Below are 20,104 nucleotides of genomic sequence, written 5' to 3' on the forward strand. Positions count from 1 at the left end.
TCTTAACCTTCTATTCCTAATTGAGAATATAACTCATCTAATATAATTTTTTTATCATTTTCTCTCGAAATTTTACCAGCAATCAATAATGCAATCGAAATAAGTGTATTTTCTGGATTATAAATTACTTTATTCTCTTCTACTAGTTTAACAAAACGATATAACATTCTTCTAAACATAGAAAAATTATCTTGAATTTCAACTGTGGCTCTTTTACATTCACTCCAAATTTCTATATTAAAAGTTTTTACACTGTTCCCTAAAGTATTTATTGTCCATGTTAATCCACTTTCAAAGCCGACTACATATAATCCTGCACCATCGGAAACATATTTGATATATTTTGGTTTTTCATTAATGATTCCTAACACACCATCAATGATATGTATCCCGTATTTTTCCCAATCCATAATTACTGAAGAGTGGATAGTTTGCAATTTCCCAAAAGAGTCAATATCAGCTTTTACATCATCTAACTCCTTTGCAAACCTTAAACCTGCAACAGACATTAATTGCCCATTCAAGAGATAGTTTTTAAAATATATTAGCTCTGATAAATCTAATGTTAAAGGCTTATCTACTAACACCTTTATGCCTGCTTCTAAAAATGGTTTTGCCATTTCAAGATGATTTTCATAATCATCTCTGGCAATAATAACAGCGTCAACTTCATCAACCATATCCATATAATTTTGTACGACATGCTCTGCATTAATAGCACTAGCTAAATTTTCGCTAACAATATTATCTTGGGTCCAAACATGAGATATTTTTATATTATCGAACCCAAACTCTGATATATCACGTTTTCGTACATAATTATAAATAATATCCCAATTAGCCTTTGCTAATGCGTCTTTATTATATCCATTTATAATAGCTCCCCATGAATATGGATGCCCATTTCCTTCAGTTAGCCCTATTAGCCCTAATTTAGTTACCACACACCCCATCCTCCATCAACACAAATATTTTGCCCTGTCATATATGAAGATGCGTCAGAACATAACAGTGCAACTACTCCTTTTAGTTCATAAGGTTGCCCTATACGATTTAAAGGGTTTTTGGATTTTAACCTTCTCATAAATTCTTCATCTTGTTGCGTTTCTGGAAATGGAAAAGGGCCTGGGCTAATACAATTCACTCGAATATTATATGGTGCTAAGAAACTTGCTAAATATTTGCTAAATTGTATAACTGCTGCTTTAGCTGCTCCATAGCTTGGGGGATTTGTATATTTATCTTCATTATATAATCTATAATCTGGAGCTACATGTCCATACATAGAAGCTGTATTTAAAATAACTCCTTGTGATTCTTTTAATAAATGCTGCATAGCTTTAACAAGTCTAAAAACAGAATTTAGACTCATATCAATATCATACTCCCAATCTTCATTAGTAATAGAATCGAAAGAATTCTTATTCCCCGACCAAGCATTATTTATTAAAATATCCAATTTATTTATACTAATTACTGCATTTTTGATTGACTCTTTATCCATCAAATCTATTTCTATAGCTGTAAATACTTGAGTAGGATATTCTATTGATAATTTTTCCGCCAGCTTTTGACATCTGTTGATATTCCTACTGCCAATAATAATGTCCGCTCCTTGTTCAGCCAATGCTTCACACATTGCAGTACCTAAGTATCCAGCTCCCCCAGTAATTAAAGCTGTTTTACCTTCTAAATTAAAAAGCTCTTTCAAAGTAATATCCATATTTAATGTCCCTCTTTTTCAATTCGTTTTTTTAATAAAGTTTCCGCTATTATAAAATCAGTCAAATCATCTATATCTATTGATCGATCTTTCGGCATTATTATTGCTCCTGATTTCCCAACTACTAAACCAAGTGTTTCTTCATTAATCGCTCCAACTTTTGTAATATAAACAGCACCGTTTAATTGATAAGCTTGAGGTAATTTTTGTCTTGGTAACCATGGAATAACTCCATCTATAAAATTAATAGGTTCGTCACTTTCTATTTTCCATGCTCTATGTGGATTTAAGTCTGCTTCTTTAAATGTAGCAACTGAATCTAAATCCTTTGATTCTATCATCTTTATACAACCCTCTACATCTTGAACTGAACGTAACGGACAGGTTGGTTCTAATAATAATAAATAATCCTCCTCTTTCAATTCTCTAGACATACTACTAATTACATAACGAATTGTATCAATTACTAATGATGTATCACCAGCTAATTCATTTGGTCTAACTTGTACCCTTGCACCAAGTTTTGTAGCAACATTCGCAATTTCTGAACAATCTGTAGAAACGATAATCTCATCAATAAAATTACTAGCCTTCGCTACATCAATCGACCATGCTATTAATGGCTTATTTCCTAACAAAGTTATATTTTTCTTAGGGACTGATTTACTCCCACCTCTAGCTGGTATTAATGCAATAACCTTTTTTCCATTAATCATTTAAAAAACTCCCAACTCATCATTTGCTCTATTATAATCATCCATTTGTCCAATATCTAACCAATATTCGTGAATAGGAAAAACAGATACTTGTTGCTCTTTTACAAGCAGTTGTTCAAAAAGCGCAGGCATATCATAAAATTCATCATGTGGAATAAAGTTGAATATTTCAGGGCTCAGTACATAGATACCCGCATTGACAAAACTACGATGGATTGGCTTTTCTTTAATATTAATTAAATCCGTACCCTTTGTTTCAATAACACCATAAGGAATTTGATATTCATATTCCCTTACACACATTGTTGCAATAGATTGATGCTCTATATGAAACTTCATCAATTGATCAAAATTCACTTGTGTTAAAAGGTCACCATTCATTACAAAAAACGGATCTTTTGGTCTTTTTTTAAGTAAAGAAAGTGCTCCTGCTGTGCCCATTCGCTTTTCTTCTTCTATATAGTCGATCGTTACATCAAAGGCCTCGCCATTTTGGAAATAATCTTGAATAATCTCTTTTTTATAATTAACTGAGAAAATAAAATTCGTATAGCCATATTTCTTAAACCCTTCAACAATTGTTTCTAAAATCGGTTTATTTCCTACTTTTAACATTGGCTTTGGGATATCATTTGTAAGGGGACGAAGGCGAGTTCCTAATCCACCCAGCATTAAAATAACCATATTTTTATTTGGAGTTATATCTACTTTATCCATAAATATAATATCTATAATTTTATTATTCTCGTCCACGATAGGGAGCTGCTTTAACTTTTTAATATGCATAAGTTTGTTATATTCATGCACCTTTTGATTGTTTTTCGCACTAGTTGGATTGGGATTCATAATAGCTGTAATTGGTACATCCAAACCTTTACCATGTAAAATCCCTCTACGAATATCTCCATCCGTCACTGTTCCAAGTAAATGCTGTTCTTCATCCACGACTACAGCAAATTGCAGGGAAGTTTCATCTATAATTTTCATTGTTTCTAATAATGTTTTATCTTTATTAATGATTATACTCTGCCACCGCTTCATATCTATTACACTTCCTTTGCAGGTACACCTATCGCTTTCATTCCACTTGTAATATTTTTGACAACAACAGCACCAGCACCTATTAAACAATTTGCACCAATTTCAATTCCTTGTATTACCGTAACGCCTGTTCCGATATGTGTTCCCTCTTGGATATGCACGTTCCCTGATAATATTGATCCTGGTGCAATATGTACGTGCTGGTCAATTTTACAGTCATGATCAAGCAATGCACCTGTATTTATAATACTATTATCGGCAATTACACTATTAGTTTGAATAATTGCTCCAGCCATAATTTGAACTCCTTGTCCAACTGTAACAGATGGTGCAATAATAGCGGAGGGATGAATCACCGTTTTAAATTGATATCCTCTGTTAACGTAATGATGAAACATCCATTGGCGTACTGATAAAGGTTGTATCATTCCTAACCCCATTACTAATCCAATATCCTCTGGTATATAGTTTAATATTGTTTCATCTGTTCCTAAGTACTGTATTGAAAACAAATTTTTTTCTTTTTTAGGCGCAGTAAATCCTATTATTTTTTCACCTTGAGTTAGTAAAATTTCTGTCAAAACCGAAGCATGCCCACCATTACCAATAACAATTAATGGCTTATTCATTGATAAGTTCATCCTGTTCATATGCTTTTTCTGCTTCTTTACCGAGATACGCCCAATATTTTGAAGGGGTAATCCCGCTTCCTGGACGTTTTACAGTTAGATTTTCAGCAGTAAACATCTCACCTTTTTTAATAGCTGTGTTTGCTACTAAACTCTTTCTTGCCGGAATTCTATTTTTTAATTCCACTACCGATGGCTCCTTATGTCCATTTCCTAACGCTTGCTCAATCTGTCGAATTTGCTTCACCATTTGCTGCAATTCGTCAGGCTCTAAGGATGCAACATGGTCAGGTCCCCCTAGTGTTTTGTCCAATGTAAAGTGTTTTTCGATAACAGTTGCCCCTAAAGCAACTGCTGCTGTTGGAACCGCTATTCCTTCAGAATGGTCAGATAAGCCAATTGGTACTTGGAACTCCTGTTGCAATGTCGACATCGCGTGTAAATTAATTGTATTAAAAGGAGCTGGATATTCGGTTGTACAATGTAAAATGGTTACATATTGTTTTAATAGTTTTTTTGCATCTTGTGTTGCATAAAACGCTTCGACTTGTTGCATGTCATTTTTCTCCGCTAAACCAAAAGCAATATAGCTTAGGGCCTCATGAATATCCTCGATTGTCGCCATGCCCGTTGATAAAATAATCCGCTTTTTCTTCTTAGCGATTGCATAAACAAACGGAGCATTTGTCAATTCGCCGGATGGAATTTTTGCTGTTTGTATATGTAACTCATTAAATAAAAAATCGACACTTTCATAATCAAAAGGTGTCGATAAAAACTCTATTCCTTTGTCGACACAATATTGTTGAAGTGCAGTGAATTCCTCAAATGTCAGCTCTAGCTTTTTCAGCATAGCGAATTGCGTGGTAGCCTCTTGCAAATTTTCTATTTGATAGTCCGCCTGCTTAGCATTTTTAGTTACGAGATTTTCTGCTATAAACGTTTGAAATTTTACAGCATCAGCACCAGCAGTCTTCGCCACATCTACTAGTTGCTTTGCCATGTCGAAAGAGCCGTTATGGTTGACACCTGCTTCTGCGATGATATAGGTTTTTTTCATTCAACTCTCTCCTTTAATAGCATAAATGCTTCTGCTGCTTCATAGCCACTTGCTGCTCCTCTTATATGTGCTAACGCTCTAATTGCTTTTTCGCTTCTGGGAAATGGAAAGTCACTCACTTCCGATTCATAAATATTCATAATTTCTATTTTTTTGTCTAAAAACTTATCAATATTTACAAAAACATTTGGTCTAAAATTATTTGCATCAGGATTAATTGTAAAGTCTGTTTCAGAAAGTGTTTCATAAGCAAATACTTTCTCAACTGAAGGGTATCTAAACCATTTTGTGCAAGCCATTGTTGCATCAAATACAGCCTTGTGGTCCGAATGAATATCACTTGGATAGGGTACATAAACAATATTTGGTTGAATTTCTTTAAATGCCTCACTAATTCCCGCGATTAATCTGCTACAGGAAACTTGGTCTAATGCAGCAGCTTCAAAATTAAGCTCAATCGTTTTAGTAAATTTATAATATTCAGCTACATGCCCAATTTCCTTGACTCTCTTACTCTTCCATTCATCAGACAAAAAATTTCCAGCTTTCGTTACAATCAACCAAAATACTTTGTAACCTTGTTCAATGTATTTTAAAATAGTACCACCACACCCTAAAGTTTCATCATCTGGATGGGGGGTAATAATAATAATGCTTTTCGTCATAAATAAATTCCTTCTTTCGGTACAAACTCACCTTCAAAATCTAAAACTTTTATTAATTTATCTCCCGATCTGATTATAAAACTATCACTATTAGCTTCGATAATTTTTCCAGGTTCGATATTTTGAATATACGGAGCATTCAATTGTTCTACTTTCCAAACAATTATATCTTTACCCTCATATTCAAAATGTGCGCCTATATATGGTCTCGTTAAAGCATTTACTAAATTCCTGATTGCGTTTGAACTCATTCTCCAGTCTATGCGACCATCATGCTTACCTCTTTTTCTCCAATAAGTAGCTTTAGATTCATCTTGGCTAATTGGAATTAACGTTCTATCTATCAAAGAGTTTGTTAAGTCAATTACTTGTTCTTTCCCTATAAACAATAATTTTTCATATAAAGTATTAGCATCTTCAAATTCATCTAAAACTAATCTTCTTTGGCTTAAAATATCACCCGCATCAGGAACATCGGTTAAATAAAAGAATGATGAACCTGTTTCTCGTAAACCCAGTGCGATTGTCCAAATGATGGGATGTCTGCCTCTATTTTGGGGTAAAAGTGTAGGATGGTATCCCACAGCCCCTAACATAGGCAATTGGTAAATTTCATTTGGTAACAAGTAAGACCAGCCAAAACAGTAGATTATATCAGGTTCTTTTACTTTTACCCATTCTAAGAGCTGTTCATTATCACGATAATCTAACCAATCTATTTGGTTTTCTTCACAAAAATGATGTAATGAGCAATGATCAGCATTATAGTTTGACTTTGTCTTTGTTACTACACCAATAATTTCAGCATGTGTATTGTTATATATTGCATCCAAAAACACAAAGCTTGATCTTACACATCCAATATATAATATTTTCATATTTATACCTCTATAAGTCGTAAAATTTCTTAATAGTAATCCCTTCTAATTCCACTTTCTTTAATATTCTTAATATGCTTTTAGAAGTATTTCCTTCACCATAAACCATTGGAATATGTTTTAAACGTTCATTAAAGTTTGTCGAAATAGCTTTATTTATTGAATCCTTTAATTCAGTAAATTTAAAAGAGCTGTCAATTACTGATTTAGCCTTTAAGCGCCCCCCCTGGCGAATTCCAATATTTACTGTAGGCTTTCTCAAAAATGGCACTTCTAATAATCCACTTGATGAATTACCTATTACAGCTTCACAATGCTGAATTGCACTTAAATATCTTAGTTGTCCTAATGAATCAAATACACAGCACCTCGTTGAATTTTCTAGTACATATTCTTCAATACATTGATTAATAATTCGCCCATCAGTATCAGCGTTTGTTTTTGTAAAAATGACTTGGTGCTTCGGGAAGGTATCTAATACTTTTAATAGCGATTTGATTTGCCATTCAGCAGTTCCACTTTCTAATGTTGTTGGGTGTAACGTAACAAGGAAATATTTATTTAATTTAAAATTGATACTTTCAGATAATTTTTCTTTTGAAAGTAACTTTATATTTTTTATTCCTTCTAAACCTAAAGTGCCAACATTATAAACTGTATTTGGCTGTTCACCCATCTGTATAACACGCTCACGATACTCATTTGTAGCAGTAAAATGTATTTGCGACATTTTAGTGATTGAATGACGAATCGACTCATCTATCAGTCCTTCTGTTAATTCTCCACCATGTATATGAGCAATCGGAATACGCAAAATCATAGCTGCTTGCGCTGCTGAAAAAATTTCAAAACGATCACCTAATACCACCATAATATCTGGATTTAATCTACTTAAAGCATCGGAAAAAGTGATAACCCCTAAACCTATCGATTTTGCAATTGCGGTTGGCGTATCACTGGATAATAGCATTTCCAATTTTTCATCAATTTTAAAGCCATCCTGCTCTATTTGCTTTACAGTCAATCCAAATTCCGGTGAAAGGTGCATTCCTGTCGCAATAATCTGCAAATCCACATTTGTATCCTCATATAGACGCTTTATTAGCCAATATAATAGACCATATTCTGCTCTTGTGCCAGTTACTACACATATTTTACGTTTCATCTATTTCACCTCAACAGGTGTACTTGCTATATTCACTATGCGCTTTTTCAACTCATTCGTCACAGTCAAATCCGTACTTGGACAATGCTTGTACATATCCAGCTCATGCATCGGTCGCCAAATTGGGCGACTCATAACACCTTGCTCATTTAAAAAAGCTAAAACCTGATCACGCTCTAATGAAGCATCTAGGTCCAATGTTTGTAGCCAGTAGTTGCTATTGCTATGCGCTGGCTCTGTAAATAATGTCACACCATCTAACTGAGCGATAAGCTCCTCATATTTGCTCGTTAATGCTTTTTTTTGGACTAAAAACTGCTCCAACTTTTCTAATTGCGCACAGCCAAGTGCTGCATTCATATTTGGCATACGATAATTATAGCCCACCTCATCATGTGCGTATTCCCATTTATGCGGTACTTTAGCAGTTGTCGTTAAATGCTTAGCATAATTAGCTAGTGCGTCATCGTCTGTTAAAATGGCACCCCCACCTCCAGTTGTAATGATTTTATTGCCATTAAAGCTCATCGCATTCACTTTTCCAAAGCTACCTGTATGCTTGCCTTTATAATAAGTGCCTAAAGATTCTGCCGCATCTTCCACAAGCACTAAATGATATTTATTAGCTAATGCCACAAGCTCATCTAAATGGGCTGCATGGCCAAATGTATGCATTGGCACTAATGCCTTTATGCGGCGGTTTGTCTGCTTATTGTATAATTCATTGCCTCGTACTTCAGCAATTTTTTGTAAGTACTTCTCCAGCTTAAATGGGTCCATCCCCATTGTGTCCTCATGTACATCCACTAAGTGAGGAATGGCGCTACAATAGCTTATGGCATTTGCGGTTGCAATAAAAGTAAGCGAAGGCATCAGCACCTCGTCTTCTGCCTCTACCCCCGCTACTTTTAATGCAATATGCAGTGCTGCCGTTCCATTGACAACTGCTACAGCACGCTTCACACCGACAAATTTCGCAAGCTCTTCCTCAAATTTTGTTACATAAGCACCAACAGAAGATACCCAGCCTGTTTTTATACAATCAGTTACATACTCCAGCTCTTTATCGTTAAATGTTGGCTCATGTAATGGTACAAAATCTTTGCCATACAGTTGTCTTACTTGCTCTGCAAATTGTATCCATTGATTATTCATATATTATATACATCCGCCTTATATTGAGATAAATTTTTTGGATTTGTAAACCATTCAATCGTTTCTTCTAAACCTCGACGGAAGCCCTCCTTGCCACCATATTGTGGCTCCCAGTCAAGTAAATTCTTCGCTTTTTGGTTCGCTGCCCAAAGTCGCTCTACTTCACTTTTCTCTGGGCGGAGACGCTGCTCATCTGTTTCAATTGTTAAATTCACACCCAGAATGTCGGCAATCATTTCAGCTGTTTCACCGATTGATATTTCATAATTAGAGCCAATATTAATGACTTCACCAATCGCTTTTTCAGATTTCATAACAGAAATAAAACCCTGTACCGTATCTTTTACATAGTTAAAATCTCGGGTTGGACTAATTGCACCAAGCCTAATCGTGTCCGCACCATTAGCCAGCTGGCTAATGATTGTTGGTATTACTGCACGTGCTGATTGGCGTGGACCATACGTATTAAATGGGCGAATAATCGATACAGGTGTATCAAATGAGCGATAAAAAGATAGTGCCATTTGGTCTGCCCCGATTTTTGATGCTGAATATGGCGACTGCCCTTGTAATGGATGATTTTCGTCGATAGGTACATAAAGCGCTGTTCCGTAAACCTCACTTGTAGATGTATGCACTACTTTTTCCACACCTAGCTCACGCGCTGCCTGTACGACATTTAATGTACCATTAATATTTGTGTCAACATAAGTCGCTGGTGAATGATAAGAATATGGAATTGCAATCAGTGCCGCCAAATTTAATACATGTGTACAGCCTTTCATTGCTTCCTTTACACCATAGGGGTCACGAATATCACCTGTAAATACGTCTAGCTGTGATTTAATCTCCCGAGATGCGTGATCTAGCCACCCCCATGAATTAAAGGAATTATAATAGCAAAAAGCTCGCACATCATGTCCTTCACGTACTAGTTGCTCTGTTAAATGCGAACCGATAAAACCATCGGCTCCTGTGACTAATATTTTCATTATACATCTTCCTTTTTAAATAAGTCAGATTTTTTTAATTCGCCAAATGCTGGTTGGATTTGGACAATTCCAACATACATTGTACGAATATATTTCGAATAAACATTAATATATTTCTCCATTTTTTTTAATGGTCGCTTTTCAAAGCGCACCCCATCCGATTTATCGACTAATTGTTTATACTGTGTGCGCGTAATAGGTGCCAATGTTTGTAGGAAAAACGGATTTTTTTCAATTCGATTAAAATATTTATCGAATTCATTAAAATAGCTTTGTGTATTATTAATAAGCTTCTTACTATAGGCCTCTTGTATCTGCTTATCAACGGCTACAAGCTTTTTAAAATCCTCAATTAATGCATCAAAATAATTTTCATATTGTTTAAAACGATTAAGTGTGTCTTCAATATTATAATCGTTTTCTACATCGAAAATGGATGAATCTACAATATTATTTTCTTGCAAATGTGTTTCAAGTAACGATTCTAGCGGCACAAAGGGCGCTCCTTCAATAGGTAGTCCATTTTTCGTAGTATTAAACACATTCTTCTCTAGTCCTACTTGCTTAATATAAAATTGAATAACATCCCTCATTGAGAGATACCCGCTTCCTGTGTAAATTTCATCACCAGTCGTGCTTGTAGCTACCTTATACGCTTTTAGCTTATCTTCTGTTACGTCAGCATCATCTATATAGTCGATGCCATCCGCATATGTTTTTTCCTTTGTAATTGAGAGATTTTGCCCTACTAACATAACCGGTCCCATCTTAATACCACCAACAATATATAAAGCAATGGCTGCAATCGTCGGAGCATCTGGAATAATGACATGGCTATTATGGTTAATAAGATTACTGTTAATTGAATCTTGTGATGTAAAGAAATGCACTTTCTTTCCTGGATAATTTTTTAATACTTCAAATCCAATAGATGAACCGAAAATTAAAGGGATATCTAGCTCTAATTCCTTCACCCTTTTTACAACCTCGGCATTTTTAGGTGTTGGATCATAGCTAAATAATGCATCTGGCAAAATATGATTTTTTATTAATGTGTTTATCGCTGAACCTACTGCAAATATATAAGCCTTTCCCTGCTCTTTAATCAGCCTAATATTTTCTATCTCATCATTTAGTGAAGGACCTGCTGCCACGATTAAAACGGGCTTATTTTCTAGTTTTTTAAGGTCAATATGTTTAAAAAAGTTTGGCGATTTTAATATTTCAGCAAAATTTACAATCGAGTTAATTGTCCATCTCGCCTGAAATCTTAAATCAGTAATCGTACTATCTTTATATGATGTTAAATAATTCTTAAAACCACCTATAAATTGTTTAATTTCATTAGCATATAATGTATTAGCAATTGGACTAATAATAATTTGTGCCCTATCTTCTGCCAAATCATTATAAAGCTTATTTAAATTTGTCAATTCTGATGGATGACTAAATAATTGCTCAAAATTTTTCGAACGAACTTTCGATAAATTGAAAGTATTTAAAAAGCAACTTAAAACATCTAAATTCGGCTCATAAATGGAGAAACGAACATCGGAACGCTGTTCAATAAGCTCTTGCACAACATAACCTAAGCCAACACCAATTAACAATACATACCCAGTTTCCTCATTCAATTGATTAGATAAAATTGCTTTCGCTTCCTGCATAGGGTTATACCGGCTATGATAAAATATTTTCTGATCTCCCTTTGTCACAATGAGTGTAGAAATACCTGTTTTTGCATCACTCACTTCGCAAAAGCGATTTTCATATTGCTCTAGTTTCTGAACTAATTGCTTGTTTTTAGACTGTAAAATACGTTTATTATCAATTAACATATTACTTTACCTCTTCTTGGAATACCCATTCTGATGCACTTGAAAAGATAGGAATCAATTCGTATTCCACTAAATCTTTTAATAAAATAAAATCTTCATTTGCTAAACTATCATTAAGGTTTTTAAAAATAGTTATCGCCTCCGCAATACGGCTATTAGTAAAAATCCCTTGTTCTTTAAAGGCTTGTTCAACTTTCAATAAAAACTCGATGCCCTCTGCTAAATCTGCAATACTGTTAAATACTTTCTCTAATTCATTATTCACTAATAAATTAATAATTGTTTGAAGCCCTTGAGGAATTTTTGCTATGTATTCATAATAACTATTTTTCAATTCGTTTATCTGCACTTGTTCCATCTGCCAAACCACCTTTAGTTTTATATATTTATTATCGGCAGAATTACAAAAACATCAAGAAAAAGCGTTTGAGAAAATTCCCAAACGCTTTTAGATTATCAGAGATTAACCCAATAATTGTAATACACCTTGTGGTTGTTGGTTAGCTTGAGCTAACATAGATTGTGCAGCTTGCATTAAGATATTGTTCTTTGTGAACGCCATCATTTCAGCAGCCATATCTGTGTCACGGATACGAGACTCAGCAGCTGTTAAGTTTTCAGAAGTTGCACCTAAGTTGTTGATTGTATGCTCTAAACGATTTTGTACAGCACCTAGGTTAGAACGTGTATCTGAAATTGATTTTAATGCAGCATCAATAGTTGCGATTGCATCATTTGCACCTTTTTGGCTAGTTAAATCTACAACAGCTGCACCTGAAGTACCTGCAGCATGTACTGTCGAACCAGATGCTAATGCAGTTGCCGTGTAGAATAAGTTTTGACCACCTGAAGTAATATAACCTGCTAAACCATCACCTAAAGTAGTACCTGATGCTACTTCTACTTCATTTGAACCTTGACCATTTAAGTAAGCAATTGCCGCTGCACCTGAAACAGTAACACCTGAAGTTGCTGTACCAGATACACCTACCCAGTTACCTGATGCATTTTTCGTATATTCACCTTTAGCAAGACCAGTTGCTGTATCGCCAGATATAAATGTAGCAATTCCTGATCCAGAAGCATTTACTAGTGAAGAACCACTTACTTTTACTTCTTCAGCTAATTTTAATTCAAACGCAGAAGTATCACCGATTGATAATTTGATATTTTGGTCGCCGTTAGCACCGATGTGGAATACTTTGTCTTCGAATGAACCGTTTAATAATTTTTGCGTGTTGAACTCAGTGTCTGTAGAGATACGAGTTAACTCTTCTTTTAATTGTTGTACTTCTTTTTGTAATGCGATACGGTCTTCAGTTACGTTTGTATCGTTTGAAGCTTGTACTGCTAATTCACGCATACGTTGTAAGATTGCGTGTGACTCGTTTAATGCACCCTCAGCTGTTTGGATAAGAGAGATTGAGTCGTTAGCGTTTTTCGTAGCCATGTCAAGACCACGAATTTGTCCGCGCATTTTTTCAGAGATTGCTAAACCAGCAGCGTCATCGCCAGCACGGTTGATTTTGTAACCTGAAGATAATTTCTCAAGGTTTTTAGACGCTTGAGTGTTGTTGAAAGCAAGGTTACGGTGTGTGTTTAAAGCTGAAATGTTGTGTTGAATTCTCATGATAGAATTCCTCCTTGAATTGTTTTTGTATAACCCACATCCATGTGGGAAAGTTTGGTGTCAGTAGTATGTACTACCTTTACCTTACACTCTATATATCGTAAGTTATTTTAAATGTTTAATAGTTTTTCAAAAAAATTTTAAAATTTTTTAATTCTGAAGACAAAGCTAACTAACCTTAGTTTAATAACTTTTCCAAAAAATCATTTAGACGGGATTGGCTATTTGTTGTAATTGTTTCTTCGCTAATCCATTGATTATCTTGAATTGATACTTGATTTGCCTTTCCTGGCTTTAATGCATTTGCCATAACACCAAACAATACTTTTGGCTCACTAGAAATGGACCAATGCTTTTGACGATAGTCTAGAGAAATGCGCTTCACATATTCTTTAGCACTTGCCATTAAGTCAGAATAAACAATTTCGCCGCCTTCTAACAATAAATTTTCTAAAGTCCCTTCACATTCATTATTAGGAAATATATAAACACCAAAACTCGGACTTCCAAAAGTTACTTCCCCAAATACAGCCTCTTTAAAAATCGAATGATACTCCTCATCCACTTCATTAAGCATGCGGCTAATTAAATTATTAAAGCATTGCTCAGCTGGCTTTGTATCTGCATCGCAAAATAGAGCAACTCCTGATAATTGTTCATAATCTAAATTCAAAAGACTGTCAAAGGCTTTTACAATTCCCGAATCGCCTCCTGCCGTCTGAATAGCAATCGAGTACTGCTCGTTGCTATAAAACATTGGTACTGGCATACGCTTTAATAAATCGCCATTGAATGGAAAACTTTTAGGGATTATCCTCTCCCAAAACAAATCTACCTGTTCAATTTTTCGAATTAACGATATGTTTTTTCTTTTTAAGTAACGCCCTAAAGCTGCCGAATCATGAACGCCCTCTACAATAAAATAAAAGTACTTTTTCATTTTAGCGCACATCCTGCCCTAGCTCATATCTTAGTACTTTTAGCCTTTCGCCAGAAAAATATTTTGATTTCTTTTTATCTTCCCCTAAGCGATATACAGAAAGTTGATTGTAGTCTGCTTCAGCCGCTTTTAGCATACCATCTAACGCTTCCAAACTATGTGTTGTTGCAAAAAGCTGAATATTATATTGATTACAAATTTCCGCTAGCCATGTGAAAAAGGTTGGAATGAGTTTTGTATGAATACCTGTTTCGATTTCATCAATTAAAATAATTCCATCTTTAAAGCGGATTGCTTGCGACGCAATAACAAGTGCCTTTCTAACACCATCACCGAACATAGAGATAGGCACTAACCCCAAATCTTCATGCTGAATATAAGGGATAGGTCTTGTATTTCTTCCTTTATCATTTGCCATAAGCAGTTCGATACCATTTATTTTTTTATCAAATTGACGCAAAGCCTCAATAAGCATTGGTCTTTCTCCATCTTTTACAAGATCATCAATTATATAAGGGGATAAAGGGGCAATACGATGATCAATCGCTGAAATAAAATGGCAATTAAATAGACTGTCACCTTTCTTGATAATTCCAATTACTTTTTCATTTAAAGTGCCAAATTGATATACGATTGGCTTGCCTATACTGTCCTCATTATCATATATTTCAATCGATTGTTCTTTAACAACTTGCTCTCTATCTATAATATCTATATTTTCATCACTGCTATCATTTAATATGAGGTATTCTTCTTCTTCTAAAGTACATTGAATATATTTATGCATACCTGCCCATTCGTACTCTATTTTAATGGGCTTTATAGTTTCACTAAATAACCAACTAATTAACTCCTCAGTAGATAGTGTACGAGCTAAGCCGCCAATATATTGCTCCCTCATTCTCGCTAATCGTAAAAAACCTTGTTTAGTGGAATAGTTAGCAATTAAATAGATTGCCTCCAACAAGGATGTTTTTCCTGCATTGTTTTCTCCGACAAACAAATTAATTTTAGAAAAATGGTCTAACGTAACATCTGTCAAGCCACGAAAACTATGAATACGCATGGCCTCTAATTTACTCATATTAAATTCTCCTTTACATGAGTGTTTTACTTTTATTTATACTATACACTTCTTTCCTATATTCTAAAACTTATAAAAGAGATACCTCAAAATTTCGTAGGTATCTCCTTTTCTTAGTTTCTCTTCAATTTTTTCAAGACATCACTCGGTGTTGCTAATGCCTCTTTATTTTGCTCCTGTATCGATTCAAATACTTCTGAACGATGAACTTTTACTGATTTGGGTGCGACAATGCCTAGCTTCACTTGGTCACCATCGACCGACAGCACCTTTACTTCAATTTGGTCACCAATCATTATCGATTCGCCTGTTTTTCTTGATAATACAAGCATTTACTTGGCACTTCCTTCCTCTAATCCAATTGGATAGCGTAAAGGATAAAGCTCGCTGTCCTGCAAAACAATTTGCTTCCCAAATTTTTTCTTCGTATTAATAACAATTGGGGCTAACAAATTCATCGTCGATTCTTGGAAAGTTTCTTTTAAAGTGACGATTGCATAAGCAACTACATCATCTTCTTGCTCAATTTGTAATGCTCTTTTTTCTTCTTCACTAATATCAAAAGAGTAATCCTTTTTAAAAGCAAATGGGTAAGCAAGTATGAAGCCTAATTCCTGTTTTTCAATAGATTGTAAAACGACTAATGGTAAATCAGCGTCTAATGGTAGAAGTACAAACTTTTGTGCGTCTGGGAAACCAGGTACTCCTGCCTCAAAAATTAAAATATCTTCTTTTTTAATTGCTACTTCCCCGAAGAATTTTGTTTCAATGTTCATTGCGGTGCCCTCTCCTTTTAACCGATAACATCTATATCCACTCGTGGTCTTTGTATCATTGTACCTTTTACTTTCCCAGGTGTATAGTCATGGATTGGTTTATTCACCTTTACGTCGATTTTTGGTTCGTTACGCTGAATATTGACATCAACTGTCGCCGGTCTGTAGTTTACTTTCACAGAGCCGACTGAAGGTACGAATTTGATATTGTATGGTCCCGGTCGTTTTGGCCCACTATTTTGCATTGCTATTTGTTGAATGATAGCGCCTCGCTGTCCCTTACCTGCATTTAACATCATTTGACGTCCTTCTCGCACGCGTCTCGAAATCCCTTTCATCATCTCTTGGCGTCCCTCCTGCGCATAACGCATAATCATTTCGCTAGTAGGATAGTTGCCTAACTCACGGCGTGCCTGTGACGAATCAATTGATAGCTTTCCTTTTTGTGTATGGATTTCCACAGTAGCTGCGGGCTGAGAAATTCTTTGCTCTGCTCTCGGTTGCTTAATATGCTGAATTGGTTTATGAATTTGCCAATCCATCTGAATATCGGTCGTGTGAATTGAAATTTGTGGGAGTCGCATATTTTCACACCTTTCATTTCAAGAAAAGCGTCTGAACATTTGTTCAAACGCTTTTTATTTTTATCGAATAAAGTCTACTAGTGTTTGTTGAATAATTTTTGCGCCAACTGATAAGCCCGCTTGATGAATAGATTCTTGCGTCACAAGCTCTGTAATTGTAGCCGCATATTCAGTATCTTCATTCATCGACATTTGCTTTGTGACATTAATTTCATGCAAATCTAGTCTTTGCTCCATTAATTCTACTCGATTTTGTCGAGCACCTACATCTGCACGACTTTTAAGTAGCGTACCGTGTATATCAGCCAATGAGTCATTTGTTCCGGCAGCTATATCACCTAATAATTCACCAATTTCTTCTCCTGTACCAGTTTGAAGAGTGGTAATAATCGTATCCATAAAATTATCAATCTCTTCAAACATATCTTTCCCTGGTGTATTGACATTAATGCGCACTGCTTCGAAAACATCAATTTCAATATCTGCATCTAGACCTGTAGTCCCCGGCACAATGTTTGGGTTTGGAACTCCATCCACATATAACGGTTTATCCGTTTGAGTGCCAGAGAAAATATATTTATCGCCAATTTGAGTATTAGCAATATCCTGAAGTTGGCGTTTTAACTGTTCCATTTCTTTTTGCATTTTTTCTCGGTCTTCTACAACATTCGTATCATTAGCCGCCTGGACAACAAGCTCTTTCACACGATTTAAAATCTCTCCTGCCTGTCCTAATGCATCATCAGTAGTGTCCAACCAAGTATTTGCTTCACCAATATTGCGTTTGTATTGCGATGTGCGGTCTAGCTCTGTGCGATAGGACATACCTTTAATTGCAATCACTGGGTCATCAGAAGGACGAGTAATTTTTTTACCAGAGTAAAGCTGTTCCTGTAGCTTTCCTAGTTTGCCGTAGCTTGTGTTTAAGTTACGTAGCATATTGTTTGATAGCATCGATTGTGTAACGCGCATTTTCCTTCTCCTCTCGTTTATCTATTTAGCGAGGTTATAAACCTACGCGCCCCATTCCGTTAATAATTTTATCTAATGTTTCATCAACTACTGTAATCATACGCGCATTCGCATTGTATGCTTGTTGGAACATAATCATATTTGTCATTTCTTCGTCAAGTGATACTGAGCTCATCGCAGCACGCTTGTTTTCAACACTTAAGCGCAGTGTCCCTGAGTTATATTCACTGCGAATCGCTTCCTCTCCTCTAACTCCTAAATCACCAATCATTGATTTGAAGAAACCTTGGTATGTCGCGCCATTCAGTCCTACTTGAACTTCTGTTTGCGACTTTGCCATATCGAGAATATTTTTATTATTTCCTTGTTCGCCAAGTTCACTTGATGCCGCAATATCCTCTGGGAGAATATCATCTCTTACTTTGATTGTTGCTGCTGTTAAGCCTCCTGCTTCAAAGAAATCCTGACCTGTTGAATCGTTTAACCCATATCCGCTCTGATGAAGTGCGTTGAATGTAGTTACAAAAGTTTCAACTAATTGATCAAGCTTATCGAGCATCTCTGGATATAACCCTTGTCCATTACTATGGCCATAAGAGTTAATATTGGATAAAAGCTTGCCTTTTCCTGGTTCAAACGTGCTGTAGTCATAGCTTTCATTTATGGCTAACACAGCACCTGAATTCAACTTATCGATTGGCGGCACGATATCTGCTAGTGCACTACCTTTCCAATCAACAAGCATTTCTGTAAAGGGCTCGAGCGGTTCTGTTCCATTGATTTTACCACTAGCATTATTGATGCTAATTTCTGCAAACTCTTTACCATGTACAAGTATTATTGGCTCCGCGCTGCCTACTGGGCGGTATGTAATAGTTAAACTCCCTTCCGATACAGGGCTAGCGTTTCCACCTGACGGTACACGCTCCACTTGTACAGGTAAATATTCGTTCAACTTATCTACAAGTACATCGCGCGCATCATATAAATCATTTGTCACATAGCCATTCGGTTCAACCGCCATAATTTGTCTGTTGATTTCTGCAATTTGTCGAAGCAAAGAATTTACTGTGTTCGTATCCGCTTCGATTTGCGCTCCTAGATTGCTCTGAACTGTTTTTAATTGCTTGTCCGTATAGTTAAAGGATTCTGCTAACGCACGTGCTTTTGCAATAAGCACCTGTCTTGCTGCTGTATCTTTTGAATTTGCAACAACATCTTCCATTGCCTGCCAAAAGTTATCGAATGATTTATTTATACCAAATTCAGAAGGCTCAGATAAAATATCTTCCATTTGCTCGATTGCCTTTGTTTGTTCCTCCCAATAGCCAAGTTTATTCGTTTCTTGGCGATATTGGCGGTCGATAAATTCGTCACGAACGCGTTGAACAGAGTGAGCCTCTGCCCCCGTTCCTAAGTGTCCAGGCATTTTGGGTGAATTTAAGCCCGGTGATGGGTAACCTGGTAATGCTTGCATATTTACACGTTGACGTGAGTAGCCTAATGTATTAGCGTTAGCGATATTATGACCAGTTGTATAAAGTGCTGATTGCTGTAAAAATAGGCCTGATTTATTTATTTCTAGTCCCATAAATGTTGAACGCATAGTGTTCCTCCTTTAAATTCATAAGAAAGTCGCTAAATCTAGTGTTTTGCTATTTTCAAAGAGCACTCTCTATTTTAAAGGGTGTGCTCTTTATAGAAGCACACCCGGCAACGTCCCAAAAGCTATACACAGCTTTTGGGACACTCCTCTTTATGCTTGTGAGTCGAAGTATGTTACTTTTTTTTGATTTGATTGACCGCGCACTTCATCGCCTGAATAGTTAAAGGCATCTGGACGTGCGGGGCGGAATGGCTCTAATTGGATATTGATAAATTGCAAAGATTGATAGACGAGCTTTTGGTTTAAATCGTTTTGCACTTTAAGCTCAGTTAATAATGTGAGCAAGCGTTCCCTCGTAGCGATTAGCTGCTGCTTTTCCTCTTCACTATCGATGGCGTCAATTAGCTCGGCTACAGTTGGGTTGTCAGTGTAAGCAATTCCTTTTGCTCGGAGGTAATCCGTTACCATCAACTGACGCTGTTGCTCAAGTGTAGTGATCGCCGCTACATGTGCCTGCTCCGTTTTAATTAATTCATCTAGTGCTTCTATATCGTTCGCTTTAATAATGTCTGTTTTTTTATGTGCAAGCTCCAATAAGCTTTTGTGCATGCGCTCTAGTTTTTCAAGTGTGGATAGCACTGACATATCAT

General features: G+C 35.9%; 22 protein-coding genes. All 22 read right to left on the reverse strand.

What is annotated here, in order from left to right; genetic code table 11:
• Nucleotides 1–2: 2 nt before the first annotated feature.
• Nucleotides 3–944, reverse strand: a complete 942-nt coding sequence (locus MHH70_RS08170) for a Gfo/Idh/MocA family oxidoreductase (RefSeq protein ID WP_342473017.1) — start codon at nt 942–944, stop codon at nt 3–5.
• Nucleotides 938–1,723, reverse strand: coding sequence for an SDR family oxidoreductase (locus MHH70_RS08175; RefSeq protein WP_342473018.1), 786 nt, complete (start codon nt 1,721–1,723; stop codon nt 938–940). Before MHH70_RS08175 ends, MHH70_RS08170 begins: the two co-directional genes overlap by 7 nt.
• A gap of 2 nt (nt 1,724–1,725) precedes the next feature.
• Nucleotides 1,726–2,439 carry an acylneuraminate cytidylyltransferase family protein gene (locus MHH70_RS08180; RefSeq protein WP_342473019.1) on the reverse strand — a complete coding sequence of 238 codons (714 nt, stop codon included), beginning with the start codon at nt 2,437–2,439 and terminating at the stop codon, nt 1,726–1,728.
• Nucleotides 2,440–3,480, reverse strand: coding sequence for a nucleotidyltransferase family protein (locus MHH70_RS08185; protein ID WP_342473021.1), 1,041 nt, complete (start codon nt 3,478–3,480; stop codon nt 2,440–2,442).
• A 5-nt stretch (nt 3,481–3,485) separates the two neighbouring features.
• Nucleotides 3,486–4,109: an acetyltransferase gene (locus MHH70_RS08190; RefSeq protein ID WP_342473022.1), complete on the reverse strand. Its 624-nt coding sequence runs from the start codon at nt 4,107–4,109 to the stop codon at nt 3,486–3,488.
• Nucleotides 4,102–5,169 carry an N-acetylneuraminate synthase gene (gene neuB, locus MHH70_RS08195; RefSeq protein ID WP_342473023.1) on the reverse strand — a complete coding sequence of 356 codons (1,068 nt, stop codon included), beginning with the start codon at nt 5,167–5,169 and terminating at the stop codon, nt 4,102–4,104. The genes MHH70_RS08190 and neuB overlap by 8 nt, the downstream gene beginning before the upstream one ends.
• Nucleotides 5,166–5,834, reverse strand: coding sequence for a PIG-L deacetylase family protein (locus MHH70_RS08200; protein ID WP_342473024.1), 669 nt, complete (start codon nt 5,832–5,834; stop codon nt 5,166–5,168). Before MHH70_RS08200 ends, neuB begins: the two co-directional genes overlap by 4 nt.
• A complete protein-coding gene (locus MHH70_RS08205) occupies nt 5,831–6,712 on the reverse strand; it encodes a formyltransferase family protein (protein WP_342473025.1) in 882 nt (293 codons plus the stop codon). The genes MHH70_RS08200 and MHH70_RS08205 overlap by 4 nt, the downstream gene beginning before the upstream one ends.
• 10 nt (nt 6,713–6,722) lie before the next feature.
• Nucleotides 6,723–7,877 carry a UDP-N-acetylglucosamine 2-epimerase gene (neuC, locus tag MHH70_RS08210; RefSeq protein ID WP_342473026.1) on the reverse strand — a complete coding sequence of 385 codons (1,155 nt, stop codon included), beginning with the start codon at nt 7,875–7,877 and terminating at the stop codon, nt 6,723–6,725.
• Entirely contained in the window at nt 7,878–9,032 is a 1,155-nt protein-coding gene (locus MHH70_RS08215; RefSeq protein WP_342473027.1) for a LegC family aminotransferase, read from the reverse strand. It lies immediately after the preceding gene.
• Nucleotides 9,029–10,024 carry an NAD-dependent 4,6-dehydratase LegB gene (locus tag MHH70_RS08220; RefSeq protein ID WP_342473028.1) on the reverse strand — a complete coding sequence of 332 codons (996 nt, stop codon included), beginning with the start codon at nt 10,022–10,024 and terminating at the stop codon, nt 9,029–9,031. Before MHH70_RS08220 ends, MHH70_RS08215 begins: the two co-directional genes overlap by 4 nt.
• The gene (locus MHH70_RS08225) at nt 10,024–11,862 is read right to left on the reverse strand and encodes a 6-hydroxymethylpterin diphosphokinase MptE-like protein (protein ID WP_342473029.1); all 1,839 of its coding nucleotides are present in this window, start codon (nt 11,860–11,862) and stop codon (nt 10,024–10,026) included. The genes MHH70_RS08220 and MHH70_RS08225 overlap by 1 nt, the downstream gene beginning before the upstream one ends.
• A 1-nt stretch (nt 11,863) precedes the next feature.
• Complete coding sequence (locus MHH70_RS08230) at nt 11,864–12,220, reverse strand: hypothetical protein (RefSeq protein ID WP_342473030.1); 357 nt, start codon at nt 12,218–12,220, stop codon at nt 11,864–11,866.
• A gap of 105 nt (nt 12,221–12,325) precedes the next feature.
• On the reverse strand, nt 12,326–13,492 hold the full coding sequence (locus MHH70_RS08235; RefSeq protein WP_342473031.1) for a flagellin: 1,167 nt from the start codon (nt 13,490–13,492) through the stop codon (nt 12,326–12,328).
• Between the two features lie 178 nt (nt 13,493–13,670).
• On the reverse strand, nt 13,671–14,432 hold the full coding sequence (locus MHH70_RS08240) for a DUF3226 domain-containing protein (protein WP_342473032.1): 762 nt from the start codon (nt 14,430–14,432) through the stop codon (nt 13,671–13,673).
• A gap of 1 nt (nt 14,433) precedes the next feature.
• Entirely contained in the window at nt 14,434–15,516 is a 1,083-nt protein-coding gene (locus MHH70_RS08245) for an AAA family ATPase (protein ID WP_342473033.1), read from the reverse strand.
• Nucleotides 15,517–15,629: 113 nt separating this feature from the next.
• Nucleotides 15,630–15,848, reverse strand: coding sequence for a carbon storage regulator CsrA (csrA, locus tag MHH70_RS08250; protein WP_342473034.1), 219 nt, complete (start codon nt 15,846–15,848; stop codon nt 15,630–15,632).
• Nucleotides 15,849–16,292 carry a flagellar assembly protein FliW gene (fliW, locus tag MHH70_RS08255; RefSeq protein ID WP_342473035.1) on the reverse strand — a complete coding sequence of 148 codons (444 nt, stop codon included), beginning with the start codon at nt 16,290–16,292 and terminating at the stop codon, nt 15,849–15,851. It abuts the gene before it with no gap.
• 17 nt (nt 16,293–16,309) lie between these two features.
• On the reverse strand, nt 16,310–16,876 hold the full coding sequence (locus MHH70_RS08260; protein WP_342473036.1) for a DUF6470 family protein: 567 nt from the start codon (nt 16,874–16,876) through the stop codon (nt 16,310–16,312).
• Between the two features lie 60 nt (nt 16,877–16,936).
• Nucleotides 16,937–17,848 carry a flagellar hook-associated protein FlgL gene (gene flgL / locus MHH70_RS08265; RefSeq protein ID WP_342473037.1) on the reverse strand — a complete coding sequence of 304 codons (912 nt, stop codon included), beginning with the start codon at nt 17,846–17,848 and terminating at the stop codon, nt 16,937–16,939.
• A gap of 34 nt (nt 17,849–17,882) precedes the next feature.
• Entirely contained in the window at nt 17,883–19,454 is a 1,572-nt protein-coding gene (flgK, locus tag MHH70_RS08270) for a flagellar hook-associated protein FlgK (protein WP_066165034.1), read from the reverse strand.
• Between the two features lie 150 nt (nt 19,455–19,604).
• Nucleotides 19,605–20,099, reverse strand: coding sequence for a flagellar protein FlgN (locus MHH70_RS08275; RefSeq protein ID WP_066165032.1), 495 nt, complete (start codon nt 20,097–20,099; stop codon nt 19,605–19,607).
• Nucleotides 20,100–20,104 lie beyond the last annotated feature (5 nt).

This window comes from Metasolibacillus sp. FSL H7-0170 (genome assembly GCF_038593115.1).
Lineage (GTDB): Bacteria > Bacillota > Bacilli > Bacillales_A > Planococcaceae > Metasolibacillus > Metasolibacillus fluoroglycofenilyticus.